The organism is Microbacterium sp. SD291, from assembly GCF_017355365.1.
Lineage (GTDB): Bacteria > Actinomycetota > Actinomycetes > Actinomycetales > Microbacteriaceae > Microbacterium.
This window is the reverse complement of the sequence record NZ_JADIJR010000015.1, coordinates 67,589-81,123: the sequence shown is the minus strand read 5'-3', so window position 1 is coordinate 81,123 and position 13,535 is coordinate 67,589. Positions and strand designations below refer to the sequence as shown.

Here is a 13,535-nt window from a genome sequence, read left to right as displayed (position 1 = left end):
ATGGGATATCCGCATGGCAGACGGCATCCCGCAGATCCGGGGCCCTGCCTGGTGGGACCGCGACCGGAAATGGCGCACACCCAGATCAACACTCGGCGAAGCCCTCGCCTCCACCGGCCCGCCCGGTCGCCGCTGAGGGAACTGTGCGGAGTGCGTGAAGCGAGACGAAACGCGCCGCCCAAGACATCCGCCGACGTCGAGCGGTCATGCTGTCAGCAATCGCCGCCGGGGTCGAGTCCTGCCTTGACGTGTGAACGGGACGGTCGTGCGCACCTCGTTCCGGCATCGCCCGCGTGGAGATTTCGGGTGCGTGGTCCTGCCGCCTCGCCGGAGAGAAAGCGACGATCTCGCGCACCTCGGGCGCCTCGGGTCGTCCCGCTCACGCGGGTCAGAGTCGGCCGGAAGGGCTCAGGCCCCGAGGCGCTCGATCAGCTCGCGGTATCGTGCGGCAGTGCGCTCGACGATGTCATCCGGAAGCGCGGGCGGCTCGCCCTGCTTGTCCCAGTTCGCCGCCAGCCAGTCGCGGACGATCTGCTTGTCGAAGCTCGCCATCCGCTCGCTCGGCGTCGTACCGGTGTTCCAGGCTTCGGCATCCCAGTATCGCGACGAGTCGCTCGTGAGCACCTCGTCGGCCAGGCGCAGGGTGCCGTCGGCATCCGTCCCGAACTCGAACTTCGTGTCGGCGAGGATCAGGCCCTTCTCCTCGGCGATCCCGGCCGCACGCGAGTACAGCGCCAGGGACGCGTCGCGCAGCTCGGCCGCGCGCTCGGCGCCGACCAGCTCGACCGTCCGCTCGAAGGTGATGTTCTCGTCGTGCTCGCCCATCGGCGCTTTGTACGCCGGGGTGAACAGCGGCTCCGGAAGACGATCGCCGTTCTGCAGACCGGCCGGCAGCGAGATGCCGCACACCGTGCCGCTCTCCTGATACTCGGCCCACCCGGAGCCCGTGATGTAGCCGCGCACGACGCACTCGATCGGCAGCATCTCGAGCGACTGCGCGAGCATGGCACGGTCCGCGACGGACGCTGGGATCTCGCCCTCGGCAAGGTGGTTGGGCACGTCCGAAAGCTCAGCGAACCACCAGCGGCTGAGCCTGGTGAGCAGGGAGCCCTTCTCGGGGATGCCGGGGGAGAGCACGAAGTCGAAAGCGCTCACCCGATCGGATGCCACCACCAGGATGCGGGTGTCCTCCGCGTCCTCGGACGCGTAGAGGTCGCGGACCTTGCCGGAGTACACGTGCCGCCAGCCGGGGATGCTCAGTGGTTCACTCACCCGTCCATTATCCCGCGGCCTGGTTCCACACTCGGACCAGCATGTCGGCGAAGTCCTGTTCGACCTTGTCGCGATCGCCCGTCACCTGCGGTTCGAGGACGATCCGGTCCTCGGCGTGGAACGATTCGACGAACCCGTCCGCGTTGAACCACACGTGCCAGCCGCCGGTCACGAGGTGCGGCTTCAACGACGCCGCGAGATCGGAGATCACGCTCTCGTCGGCGCTGTCGAACCGGAGCTGCAGTTCAGGGGAGGCCTTGTCGGCAAGGCGCGATGCGTCGACGTCCGTCACTGCAGTCAGAGCGGCCGCGGCCTGTGCGATCTCGAGCGTCGCTGCGAAGTCGGCCGGTCTGTCGACGGCACGGAACCGCGTCCCCTCCCGCAGACCGAACCCGTCGAGCGCCAGGAAGCCGGGCGTGGCCTCCGCCGCGGCGAGGACCTCCTCCGCGGCGGCGTGCGACGAAAGGACCACGCTCACGTGTCCGCCCGAGGCATGGATCGTGCTCACCTCGGGATGCTCGCGAAGAGCGGATGCCACGGCATCCGCTTCGGGCGTCGCATCCGCTTCTCTCGTCGTCTTGCCGCCCTGGATCTCGATCTCGAGACCCGCGGCCGGAATCGCGGCGACGAAGGACTCGAGCGGCGCGACGTCCTCTTCGTGCGCGGCGCGCAGAATGATCGAATCGGGGGTGATCCGCGCCGAGATGAGTGCGAATCGGGTGAGCGCGGCCTCGTAGATGCGAAGCGGCAGCGTGATCTCGGTGGTCTCGCCGTCCCACGACTCGTCGTCGACCACGAAGGCCTCATCAGGCCCATGGACAGCCCGCGAATTGGTTCTGCCTTCGACGAATCCCAATCGCTCGGCGACCGCGTCGGCGGCTGCGTAACCCTCGGCCAGCACCTCAGGAGCGTCGACTTCGACCAGAACCGCCTGCTCGTCGTACGTCACCCCGACCCGTGCCGACTCCACGTGCGGCAGGGCTGCGAGCTCGCGCGCGGCCGAGAGCATCCCGGCAGTCGAGGAGTCGTCGGGCGAGATGCCTGCGGTCACACGATCTGCAGTGAGCTCGACGGCCCAGCCGATTCCGGAGTGCGAAGCGATGTACTCCGACAGATCGGAGGCGATCTCGTCGACCCGCGCGTCGGATAGTCCGGGATCAGTGGTCACGGTGGCGTCGACGCTGCCCGTGAAGGGGAGGTCGTTAGAGCCGCCTGCCACGACCGACGCGACGCCGTCCATGCCGGCGTACTCCTGTTCGAAGGCATCCGCAGCCGCAGAGCCCGCATTGACGGGGCCGCACCCGGTGAGTGCGAAGATGACGGCGACGGCGAGGGTCGCCGAGAGGGCACGCACAGCGCGCATCCCGCTGCCTCCGACCGCATCCCGTCGCAACATCCGCCCCCCGCGTCTGAACCGTGCCACCGACCCTATCCCGGCGGGCGAAGGCGCGGCAGCCTGTGGACGGCCGCCCCGCCGTGTCCGCCGCCGCGCATAGCCTGGAGGCATGACCGCCGACCTCCTCACCACGCGCCTGAGGCTGTCCCGACCGGTGCCAGCCGATCTCGACGAGGTCTTCGCGATCCAGAACGATCCCCGAGTCTGGCGGCACTTCCCGAGCCTGCGGCACACCGAGATCGAGACCACGATCGCGATGATGCAGCGGTGGGAGCGCAGCTGGACCGACGCGGGTCTCGGGTCCTGGGCCGCGCGCCTGCGCGACACCGGCGAGCTGATCGGCAACGGCGGATGCACGCTGCTCCGAGGCGAGGTGTGGAACGTCGGCTACCGCATCGCCGCCGACCGTCACGGCAACGGCTACGCGACGGAGCTCGCGACGGCCGCGGTCGCCGAGGCCAGACGCATCGACCCGGGGCGACCCGTGATCGCGTTCCTCGTCGAGCACAACCGCGCATCCGCGCACGTCGCGGAGAAGCTGGGGTTCGAGCTCGTGCACAGGGCCCCGGATGCCGGAAACCCGGACCCGTCCGTGACGCGCCTGGTGTACGCCGACCGCCCGCTCACGGGCGCTCAGCTGGCGGCGGCACTCGCGTGAACGGCATCCGCGTCCTGGTGTCGCGGGCCCGGTGTAGCGTTGCGCCGTGACTTCCCCCGGCAGCAGCATCCCCACCAGCGGAGACCCGGTCAGCAGCAACACAGGCTCGTTCCTCCGGCCGACCAGCCCGTGGCCCGCGCTCTGGGCGCTCGTCATCGGATTCTTCATGATCCTGGTCGACACCACGATCGTGTCGGTGGCGAACCCGGCGATCAAGGCGGCGCTCGACCCCGAGACGAACAACCTCGACAACGTCGTGTGGGTGACGAGCGCCTACCTGCTCGCCTACGCCGTGCCGCTGCTGATCACCGGCCGGCTCGGTGACCGCTTCGGGCCGAAGAACATCTATCTCGTCGGACTCGCGATCTTCACCCTCGCGTCCCTCTGGTGCGGACTCTCGACCACCCTCGAGGGGCTGATCGTCGCACGCGCAGTGCAGGGCCTCGGCGCCGCCTGCATGACGCCGCAGACCATGGCGGTCATCACCCGCACGTTCCCGCCAGAGCGGCGCGGAGCCGCGATGGGGCTGTGGGGCGCGACCGCCGGCATGGCGACGCTCGTCGGCCCGCTGGTCGGCGGCCTCCTGGTCGACGCTCTCGGCTGGGAGTGGATCTTCTTCGTGAACCTCCCCGTGGGCGTCATCGGATTCGTGCTGGCGTGGATGCTGGTGCCCAGACTCGAGACGCATCCGCACCGCTTCGACGTGTTCGGCGTCGTGCTGAGCGCAGTCGCGCTGTTCCTCATCGTCTTCGGTCTGCAGGAGGGGGAGAAGTTCGACTGGGGCGTGATCTGGGGGCCGATCTCCGTGTGGGGTCTCATCATCGCCGGGATCATCGTGCTCGCCGCGTTCATCGTGCAGCAGGCGCGGACGCGCAGCGAGCCGCTCGTGCCGCTCGACCTGTTCCGCGACCGCAACTTCTCGGGCGCCAACGTCGCGATCGCCGCCGTCGGCTTCGCGGTCACCAGCATGTCGCTCCCGCTGATGTTCTTCCTGCAGATCGCCCGCGAGCTCACGCCGACGCAGGCCGCGCTGCTGCTGATCCCCATGGCAGTGCTGTCGGGCGTGCTCGCCCCGCCCGCGGGGAAGCTGCTCGACCGGCTCGATCCGCGGATCATCCTGATCCCGGGCCTGCTCTGCGTCGTGGGCTCGCTGCTCTGGTACGCGACGATGCTCGACATGGACACCGAGATCTGGATGTTCCTGCTGCCGTCCGCGCTCATGGGCATCGGCAACGCCGGGATGTGGGGGCCGCTCGCGACGACCGCCACGCGCAGGCTCACTCCGCGTCAGGCAGGGGCGGGCGCCGGCATCTACAACACGACGCGGACCATCGGATCCGTCATCGGCTCGGCATCCATCGCCGCGTTCATGCAGGCGCGACTCGAGGCGAACCTGCCGGGTCTCGCAGACGCTCCCGCCGGAATCGGCGGCGGCTCGCTTCCGCCGCAGGTGGCCGAGGGCTTCTCGGCGGGCATGGCGCAGGCGATGCTGCTGCCCGCCTGCGTCATGGCCGTCGCGCTCGTCGCGGCGCTCTTCCTCGGCCGGTACGAGAAGGCGGATGCTGCGACCCCGGCCGCGTCGCGCCCGGAGTGAAGCACCCGTCGCCGGGTGAGAGTTTGGTCGCCGTGGCGTCCGTGTGATGTGCTCGACCGATGACGATCGAGCTCATCCGGCCCACCACCGACCTCTTCGAAAGCTGGGCGGAGGCCGCCGCCGAATTCGGCGACGACCACATCGACGGTTCGGGTCTGAACGCTCCGGTGACCCCTGATCGTGCGACGCTCGACGCGCTCATCGAGAAGTCGGACCTGCTCTCCGACACGACGGCGAAGCTTCCCGAGGGGTCGGTGCACAACGACCTCTACTGGATCGTCGATGACGGCGAGGTGGTCGGCTTCCTGTCCTTCCGGCACGACCTGAACGAATGGCTGCGCGAGGCCGGCGGACACATCGGCTACGCGGTCCGCGCCTCCCGGCGGCGGCAGGGCTGCGCGTCGGCTGCGCTGGCCCTGGCTCTCGACCGCGCCCGCGAGATCGGCCTCGACCGCGTGCTGATCACGTGCGACGACGACAACATCGGCTCGGCGCGCACGATCGAGGGCGCCGGCGGCGTGCTTCAGGACATCAGCGACCAGACGGAACGCGGGCACGCGCTGCTGCGCCGGTACTGGGTCGCGCTGTAGAGGGGGCCGTTCCGACGGTCCAGCCGGACCCGGCCGGGCCGCGTCTCGTCCGGCCGGGTGCGACGACCCGTCGCCGGTGCACAGCTTCAGAGATCGTGAGCGACGCGCCGACGGATCGAGAGTCGATGCCGGCGAGTCGAACCCGGCATCCGCCGTTGTGCACGGCCGGATGGGGCCGAGCCCTGATCGTGCGGCCGCCTACTCCGCGACGCGGGCGGCGATGTCGGTGCGGTAGTGCGAGCCGTCCAGGCGGATGCGGCCGATCGCCTCGTAGGCGCGGTCGCGGGCGGTGCGGAAGTCGGATGCCACGGCGACGACGTTGAGCACGCGACCACCGGTCGCGATCGGCGAGCCGCCGGGGGCATCCGGCGACGCGGTCGCGGCGTGCACGAGGCGCACGCCCTCGACGGCTGCGGCCTCTTCGAGCCCCTCGATCGGACGGCCCGTCTGCGGAGCATCCGGATACCCCTCGCTGGCGAGCACGACCGTGATGGCGACGTCGTCGCTGAACACAGGAACCGGCTGGTCCTCCAGAGTGCCGGATGCCGCGGCGAACAGCAGCTGCGACAGCGGGGTGACCAGGCGCGGCAGCACGATCTGCGTCTCGGGGTCGCCGAAGCGGGCGTTGAACTCGATCACGCGGACGCCGGCCGGGGTCAGGATGAGTCCCGCGTACAGGAGTCCGATGAACGGCGTGCCCTCGGAGTCGAGCTGGCGGATCACGGGAAGCGCGACGTCGCGGGTGACCTCCTCGACGAACGCCTGCTCGCTGCCGAACTGCTCGGCGAGCCACGGCAGCGGCGAGTAGGCGCCCATGCCGCCCGTGTTGGGGCCCTCGTCGCCGTCGAGCGCGCGTTTGAAGTCCTGCGCGGGGCTGAGCGCACGCACGCTGTCGCCGTCGCTGAGGAAGAACAGCGAGACCTCGGGGCCGGAGAGGAACTCCTCGACCAGGATCGGCCCCTGCGGCAGGTAGTGCTCGGCGTGCGCGAGCGCCTCGGCGCGGTCGGAGGTGACGATGACGCCCTTGCCCGCGGCGAGGCCGTCGGCCTTCACGACGTGCGGAGCGCCCAGCTCGTCGAACGCGGCCTCGACCTCGGCGACCGTCGCCGCACGGACCGCGCGACCGGTGGGAACTCCCGCTGCGTCCATGATCCGCTTCGCGAACGACTTCGATCCCTCGAGCTGCGCTGCGGCCTTACCTGGCCCGAACACGGGGATCCCGTGCGAGCGCAGCACATCGGCGACGCCGGCGACGAGCGGCGCCTCGGGGCCGATCACCACGAGGTCGATCGCGTGCTCGTTCGCGAACGCGGTGACCGCGGCGCCGTCGAGAGGATCGACCGCGACCGGTGCGGCATCCTGCGCGATGCCCGCGTTGCCGGGGGCGACGAAGATCTCGTGCTCCGTCTGCTCGGCCCGCAGGGCGAGGATGATCGCGTGCTCACGGGCACCGGAACCGAGGACGAGAATCTTCACCCCTCCAGACTACCGACGCTCGTGCGCCGCGTTTCGGTTCATAACTCCTCAGGATCCGGTGCGTGCTGGCCGAAACCGGGGTGTTCGGGGCAGAATCCGGCGATCCTGAGGAGTTGTGGATGAGGATGCGCGAGGCCGCGGGGCCATAACTCCGGAAAACCGACCGCGAACGAGCCGGTTCAGGCCGTTCACAGCGCGAACCGGCCCGGATCTCCGGAGTTATGACGGAGAGGTCGGGACGGAGCCGGTCAGGACGGAGCCGGTCAGGACGGGGCCGGTCAGAGCTCGATCGGCCGCTCGACCGACGGATCCCACGGGATCGTCCATCCGGTCGCGTCGAACAGGGCGTCGAGCACCATGGCGGTGAAGCCCCACACGATCGTGCCGTCGACGTCGAAGGCGGGACCGCGCCAGGTGCGGCCCATCCGGGAGATCGTGGACGTGAAGCGGATGTCCGGATCGAGCAGCTGGGCGACCGGCACCCGGAACACGTCGACGGTCTCGGCATGGTCGATCGCGACGACGCGCGACGGGGAGTGCCACCAGCCGAGCACCGGGGTCACCAGATAGTTGCTCGGGGCGACCGGCAGCTCCGACAGCGTCGCCAGCACCTCGACCCCGTCCGGATCGAGTCCGGTCTCCTCCTCCGCCTCACGGAGCGCGGTCGCGGCCGCATCGGCGTCGTCGTCCTCCCGGCGTCCGCCCGGGAACGACACCTGCCCGGGGTGCGACGAGAGCGTCGCCGCGCGGCGCTGGAGCAGCACGTCGAGATCGGCGGCGACGGTCGAGTCGTCCGCGCGGGCCGGGATGGTGTCGAGCCGCCCGAACAGCACGAGCACCGCCGCGGGATGCGCACGGCCGACGAGCGGCACGAAGCGCTTCGGCCACTCCGCGCTCGCCGGCGCTGCGGCGAGCAGCTCGGCTCGCGCCCCCTGCAGCGTCTCGGCGTTCGAAGTCATCAGCCCGAGCCTATGCCCGCCAGGCGCGCCCGGGGCGAGGGGCGCCTACCCTGAATGCATGGCTCCGAGGAAGATCGACATCGCCGACGGACGTGCGGCACTCGAGTCGGTGCGCGCAGCGGATGCCGCAGGCTCCAAGCCCATGCGCATCGACCTCGCCACCGCGGTGCGCTACCTGCTCCAGCTGCTCGACGAGAAGGCGCCGGGGAACAGTGTCGAGGTCAGGGTGCCGCCGTTCGGCGCGGTGCAGGTGATCCAGGGCCCGCGGCACACCCGCGGCACCCCGCCGAACGTGGTCGAGATGGACCCGGCGACCTGGATCGCCGTCGCCACGGGTGGTGAGGCCTGGGCGGATGCCGCGGCATCCGGTCGCGTGCTCGCCTCCGGCATCCGCGCCGACCTGGCCGACGTCCTGCCGCTGCGGCCCTGAATACGGATGCCGCCGGCGAGCAACGGTGGGACAATGGATTCATGGCTCACACCGATTCCCACCAGACGGTCGAGGCGACCGTTCGCCGCGTGCCGCGCTACGGCGTGCTCATGGGTGTCGGAGTCGTGCTCGGCATCATCGCGGCCGGCATCCTCACGATGGTCGGCAGCTACGAGGAGTCCCAGACCCTCGACGTGGTCTACCCGCCCGAGCAGGTCTTCGGGTTCCTGCTGCTGTGGACGGTGCCGATCGGCCTCGCCCTCGGCGGCGTCGCAGGCCTGATCATGGAGCGCGCCGCGCGTAGGCACGACCGCGTCGTGCGTGTGGATCGCGAGACCGTCGTCGAGGGCGACTGATCACGCCAGTTCGGCGATGATCGGCCGGATCGCGGCGTCGAACGCCACGATGTCCCGCCGCAGCCCGTCGGTCACGGCGACCGTGAGCGCACCGATCCACCACACCCCCCGCTGCGTGAACGGCAGCACCTGCACGTTCAGTTCGAACGAGTGCGCCCGGCGCCCGATCTCGCGCTCGAACTCGGCGATCGCACTCGCGTACGCACGGTAGGCATCGCCGCCGGTGTGGCTCTTCATGGAGGAGACGTAGCGGTCGTGGGCGGCATGCGCATAGCGAAGACCGGATGCCGCGTGCGGGACGATCGCGCTCGCCAGCTCCTCCGCGCCCTTCGACGGCAGCGCGACGAGGGTGTCGAAGCCGTCGACGAGCTCGAGCGGGACCTCGGACGGGTGCGCGCGCGGCTCGACGGTCATGTCCCAGTAGTCCAGCCACTGGGATTCGAGGGCCTGCGACGCCTCCGCCGCATCCGGCGCCCGCACCGGCAGGTCCCGCAGGCTCGGCAGGTCCTCCGGCACGCGGATGCCGAGCGACTGCCGCAGAGCGAGCGCGAGGAGCACCGGCACGCTCGCGTCTTCTCGGATCAGCCACTGCGGCTTGTCGGACATGGCCCCATCGTATGAGATCGGCGGCCCGAGGGGGTGCTCGCCGATTCACCGGCGCGCGCCGACCGGGTCGGGAGGGGCGAAGCCGCGCGGGGAAACCCGGGTCGCCCGGACGGTAGGATCGAGATGTGGCTGCCTCCCCCACCAATCCCTATTCCGAAGCCGGCGTCGACACCGCTGCAGGTGATCTCGCCGTCGAGCTGATGAAGTCTTCCGTGCGCGCGACGCACGGCCCTGAAGTGCTGGGCGGTGTCGGCGGATTCGCCGGCCTGTTCGACGCCAGCGCGCTGCTCGGCTACCGTCGACCGCTGCTCGCCAGCAGCACCGACGGCGTCGGCACGAAGGTCGCCATCGCGCAGGCGATCGACAAGCACGACACGATCGGCCAGGACCTGGTCGGCATGGTCGTCGATGACATCGTCGTCGTGGGCGCGAAGCCGCTCTTCATGACCGACTACATCGCGTGCGGCAAGGTGTTCCCGCAGCGCATCGCCGACATCGTGCGCGGCATCGCCGAGGCGTGCTCCGCCACCGGCACCGCCCTCGTCGGCGGCGAGACGGCCGAGCACCCCGGGCTCCTCGGCGCGCGCGACTACGACGTCGCGGGGGCTGCGACCGGCGTGGTCGAGGCCGACGCGATCCTCGGCGCCGAGCGCGTGCAGGACGGCGACGTCGTGCTCGCCATCGCCTCCAGCGGCCTGCACTCCAACGGCTACTCGCTCGTCCGGCACATCGTCACCAACGCCGGCATCGGCTACGGCGACAACGCCGCCGACTTCGGCACCACGTGGGGCGAGGCGCTGCTCGAGCCGACCCGCCTCTACACGCTCCCGCTGCTGCGCCTGATCGACACCCTCCGCGGCGGCGTCCACTCGCTCAGCCACGTCACCGGCGGCGGCATCGCGGCGAACCTCGCGCGTGTGCTCCCGCAGGGCAGCTGGGCGGAGGTCGACCGCAGCTCCTGGTCGCCGAGCCCCGTCTTCCGCGTGCTCAGCGACATCGCCGGCTCCACGCTGGAGTCCGCGGAGGGCACCTGGAACCTCGGCATCGGCTTCCTCGCGGTGATCGCCGCAGACAAGAAGGACGCCGCGATCGCCGCCCTCGAGGCGGAGGGCATGCCTGCATGGCAGGTCGGGACGGTGGGCTTCGGCGCACGTCCGGCCGGAGAGTTCGAACAGGGCGCCAAGGGCGTCGACGGCGGAGCGGTGCGCCTCGTGGGCGCCTACTCGTCTCACTGAAGAAACGGATACACAGACAACCCATGTGCGGCATCGTCGGAATGGTCGGAACGGCCCCGGTCAACCAGGACATCTACGACGCTCTCCTTCTGCTGCAGCACCGCGGCCAGGACGCCACGGGCATCGCGACGGCGGAGACGAACGGCGTCATGCACAACGCGAAGGCGCAGGGGATGGTGCGCGAGGCGTTCCGCACCCGCGACATGCGCTCGCTGCTCGGCAACGTGGGCCTCGGTCACGTCCGCTACGCCACCAAGGGCACCGCCTCCAGTGAGGAGGAGATGCAGCCGTTCTACGTGAACGCGCCGTACGGCATCATCCTCATCCACAACGGCAACCTCACCAACACGCGTGAGCTGACCGCCGAGATGGCCAAGCGCGACCGCCGCCACCTGAACTCGTCCAGCGACACCGAGCTGCTGCTGAACGTCCTCGCCGGCGAGCTGCAGACCACGACCTCCGCGGTCGACCTCGATCCCGAGCGCGTGTTCGAGGCCGTCGCCCGCACGCACGAGCGCATCGAGGGCGCGTACGCCGTGATCGCCGTGATCGCCGGCTACGGCCTGCTGGCGTTCCGCGACCCGTTCGGCATCCGCCCCCTCATCCTCGGCCGCCGCTCCTCGACCGTCCCAGGAGCCGAGGGCCGCGACGAGTGGGTCGTCGCGAGCGAGTCTCTCGTGCTGGAGAACGCCGACTACGAGGTGATCCGCGAGGTCGAGCCGGGCGAAGCCGTCTTCATCACGAGCGACGGCGAGCTGCACAGCCGGCAGTGCGCCGCGAACCCGACGCTCGCACCGTGCGCGTTCGAGTACGTCTACCTCGCCCGTCCCGACTCGATCATGAACGGCATCTCGGTCTACGAGTCGCGCCTGCGCATGGGCGACCGTCTCGCCGACACGATCGCGAAGCACGTGCCCATGGACGAGATCGACGTGGTCATGCCGATCCCCGACTCCTCACGGCCCGCCGCGATGGAGGTCGCCCGCAAGCTCGGCATCGAGTACCGCGAGGGCTTCTACAAGAACCGCTACGTCGGCCGCACCTTCATCATGCCCGGGCAGGCGGTCCGCAAGAAGAGCGTGCGACAGAAGCTGAACGCGATGTCCGCCGAGTTCCGCGGCAAGAACGTGCTGCTCATCGACGACTCGATCGTGCGCGGCACGACCTCGAAGCAGATCATCCAGATGGCGAGGGATGCCGGCGCGAAGTCGGTGACCTTCGCCTCGGCGGCGCCGCCCGTACGGCATCCGCACGTCTACGGCATCAACATGCCGTCGCGTCACGAGCTGATCGCGCACGACAGGACGATCCCGGAGATCGCCGAGGAGCTCGGCTGCGACCACCTCGTCTACCAGGAGGTCGAAGACCTCAAGGCCGCGATCACCGAGGGGTCCGCGCTCACCGAGCTCGACATGAGCTGCTTCGACGGCCGCTACGTCACCGGCACCGTGACCGACGAGTACCTGGCATGGGTGGAGGGGTCGCAGACCTCGTGACCAAGGGCCGGCCGCTCTGGCAGGGGCGGGCGCTCGCCCTGCTCGGCATCGTGCTGGTCGCCTTCTCGCTGCGCTCGGCGGTCGCGTCGCTGTCCCCGGTGATCGACCACGTCGCGGTCGACTTCCCCGTCTCGCCCGCCGTGGTCGGACTCATCGGCGCAGCCCCGCCGGTGTGCTTCGCGTTGTTCGGCCTGCTCACGCCGCTCGTGGAGCGACGGTACGGGCTCGAGCGCGTCGCCGTCATCGCGATCTCGCTGATGACGGCCGGGCTCCTGCTGCGCGGCTTCGCCGTCGACTCGTCGACGCTGTTCGCGGCCACCGTGGTGGTCTTCGCGGGGGTCGGCTCGGGCAACGTGCTGCTGCCGCCGCTGGTCAAGAAGTACTTCCCCGACCGGCTCGGCCTGATGATGACGGTCTACTCGACGACGATGGCGGTGTCGACCTTCCTGCCGCCGATGGTCGCCGTCCCGGTCGCCGACTCGCTCGGCTGGCGGGTGTCGCTCGGTCTCTGGGGGGTGTTCGCCGCGATCGCTCTCGTGCCGTGGATCACCCTCATCGTCACCGGCCGGAGCGCCTCCGTACCCGAGACGCCGCCCGTCCTGCGGGAGCCTGCGCCTGAAGACGACGGGCGCCAGGACGCGGCCTCGATCGCGACGGGGCCGATCACGACGTCGCCCGCGAATCCGAGGATCTTCGGCAGGCTCCGGCGCATACCGCTCGCATGGGCGATCGCCGCGGTGTTCGGCACCTCGTCCACGATGGCCTACGTCTCCTTCGCCTGGATGCCGACCATGCTCGTCGACATCGGCGGGGTCACCCCTGCCGGCGCCGGTCTGCTGCTGTCGCTGTTCGCGCTGGTGGGGCTGCCCGCATCTCTCGTCGTGCCGGTGCTCGTCGTGCGCTTCCAGGCGACCAGGCCGCTGTACTTCGTCGGGGTCGCCTGCGGTCTCGCCGGCCTCACCGGCCTCCTGATCGCCCCGACCGCGGCACTTCCGCTGTGGGTGGGCGTCTTCGGGCTGTGCGCGCTGCTGTTCCCGCTGAGTCTCGTGCTGCTGAGCATCCGCGCGCGCACCCCCGAGAGCGCCGTCGCGCTGAGCGGCTTCGTGCAGAGCTTCGGCTACGCGCTCGCCGCGGTGTTCCCGCTGCTGATCGGATTCCTGCACGACGTGACCGGAGCATGGCAGGTCCCGCTGCTGGTCCTCGCCGCCGTGCTGGTGGCATCGATCCCCGCGGGGTACATCGCCGGCCGCCGCAGCACGGTCGAAGAGGAGTGGGAGCGCCGGCACGGGCGCTGGTGAGACGCGGCCTGCTCAGATCGGCGCCTGCGGGTCGCCGGCCGCCTTCCTGGTGTGGCTCGTCGCGGAACCTCGTCGATGGCACGCCGGTCCCGCCACATCAGCCCGGGAGAGAGCGGCATCGGCACGACGAAACCCCCGTGCGACGCACGGGGGTGACGACGAGCGGAAA

13 protein-coding genes are annotated in these 13,535 nt (G+C 70.3%); 8 read left to right on the top strand and 5 right to left on the bottom strand.

Translation table 11 applies throughout. From position 1 onward, the window contains the following. Positions 1 to 408: 408 nt before the first annotated feature. Both IPV10_RS10340 and IPV10_RS10335 read right to left on the bottom strand, forming a co-directional pair. The gene (locus IPV10_RS10340) at positions 409 to 1,272 is read right to left on the bottom strand and encodes a phosphoribosylaminoimidazolesuccinocarboxamide synthase (protein WP_207483455.1); all 864 of its coding nucleotides are present in this window, start codon (positions 1,270 to 1,272) and stop codon (positions 409 to 411) included. Between the two features lie 7 nt (positions 1,273 to 1,279). Then, positions 1,280 to 2,635, bottom strand: coding sequence for a hypothetical protein (locus tag IPV10_RS10335; RefSeq protein WP_207483453.1), 1,356 nt, complete (start codon positions 2,633 to 2,635; stop codon positions 1,280 to 1,282). A gap of 142 nt (positions 2,636 to 2,777) precedes the next feature. Between IPV10_RS10335 and IPV10_RS10330 the strand changes: the two genes are divergently transcribed. The 3 genes from IPV10_RS10330 (at position 2,778) to IPV10_RS10320 (ending at position 5,510) form a co-directional block, all read left to right on the top strand. Then, positions 2,778 to 3,326, top strand: a complete 549-nt coding sequence (locus tag IPV10_RS10330; protein ID WP_207483450.1) for a GNAT family N-acetyltransferase — start codon at positions 2,778 to 2,780, stop codon at positions 3,324 to 3,326. A gap of 67 nt (positions 3,327 to 3,393) precedes the next feature. Further along, positions 3,394 to 4,920: an MFS transporter gene (locus IPV10_RS10325; protein WP_307861101.1), complete on the top strand. Its 1,527-nt coding sequence runs from the start codon at positions 3,394 to 3,396 to the stop codon at positions 4,918 to 4,920. A gap of 59 nt (positions 4,921 to 4,979) precedes the next feature. After that, entirely contained in the window at positions 4,980 to 5,510 is a 531-nt protein-coding gene (locus IPV10_RS10320) for a GNAT family N-acetyltransferase (protein ID WP_207483448.1), read from the top strand. 198 nt (positions 5,511 to 5,708) lie between these two features. Here the strand turns inward: IPV10_RS10320 and purD are convergent, their stop codons facing one another. Beyond that, positions 5,709 to 6,986: a phosphoribosylamine--glycine ligase gene (purD, locus tag IPV10_RS10315; protein WP_207483446.1), complete on the bottom strand. Its 1,278-nt coding sequence runs from the start codon at positions 6,984 to 6,986 to the stop codon at positions 5,709 to 5,711. A gap of 278 nt (positions 6,987 to 7,264) precedes the next feature. Next, the gene (locus IPV10_RS10310; RefSeq protein WP_207483444.1) at positions 7,265 to 7,945 is read right to left on the bottom strand and encodes a CoA pyrophosphatase; all 681 of its coding nucleotides are present in this window, start codon (positions 7,943 to 7,945) and stop codon (positions 7,265 to 7,267) included. A 58-nt stretch (positions 7,946 to 8,003) separates the two neighbouring features. Between IPV10_RS10310 and IPV10_RS10305 the strand changes: the two genes are divergently transcribed. Together IPV10_RS10305 and IPV10_RS10300 are read left to right on the top strand one after the other, a co-directional pair. After that, a complete protein-coding gene (locus IPV10_RS10305) occupies positions 8,004 to 8,375 on the top strand; it encodes a sterol carrier family protein (RefSeq protein ID WP_207483442.1) in 372 nt (123 codons plus the stop codon). 41 nt (positions 8,376 to 8,416) lie between these two features. Then, a complete protein-coding gene (locus IPV10_RS10300; RefSeq protein WP_207483440.1) occupies positions 8,417 to 8,731 on the top strand; it encodes a potassium transporter Trk in 315 nt (104 codons plus the stop codon). On the opposite strand, the gene IPV10_RS10295 is transcribed toward IPV10_RS10300, so the two are convergent. Then, positions 8,732 to 9,337, bottom strand: a complete 606-nt coding sequence (locus tag IPV10_RS10295; RefSeq protein ID WP_207483438.1) for a zinc-binding alcohol dehydrogenase — start codon at positions 9,335 to 9,337, stop codon at positions 8,732 to 8,734. Positions 9,338 to 9,462: 125 nt separating this feature from the next. Between IPV10_RS10295 and purM the strand changes: the two genes are divergently transcribed. The 3 genes from purM to IPV10_RS10280 are packed head-to-tail and all read left to right on the top strand — an operon-like array spanning position 9,463 to position 13,366. Further along, positions 9,463 to 10,572 carry a phosphoribosylformylglycinamidine cyclo-ligase gene (gene purM, locus IPV10_RS10290; protein WP_207483436.1) on the top strand — a complete coding sequence of 370 codons (1,110 nt, stop codon included), beginning with the start codon at positions 9,463 to 9,465 and terminating at the stop codon, positions 10,570 to 10,572. A 23-nt stretch (positions 10,573 to 10,595) separates the two neighbouring features. After that, positions 10,596 to 12,068, top strand: a complete 1,473-nt coding sequence (purF, locus tag IPV10_RS10285) for an amidophosphoribosyltransferase (RefSeq protein WP_207483434.1) — start codon at positions 10,596 to 10,598, stop codon at positions 12,066 to 12,068. Continuing rightward, the gene (locus tag IPV10_RS10280) at positions 12,041 to 13,366 is read left to right on the top strand and encodes a CynX/NimT family MFS transporter (protein WP_207483432.1); all 1,326 of its coding nucleotides are present in this window, start codon (positions 12,041 to 12,043) and stop codon (positions 13,364 to 13,366) included. The genes purF and IPV10_RS10280 overlap by 28 nt, the downstream gene beginning before the upstream one ends. Positions 13,367 to 13,535 lie beyond the last annotated feature (169 nt).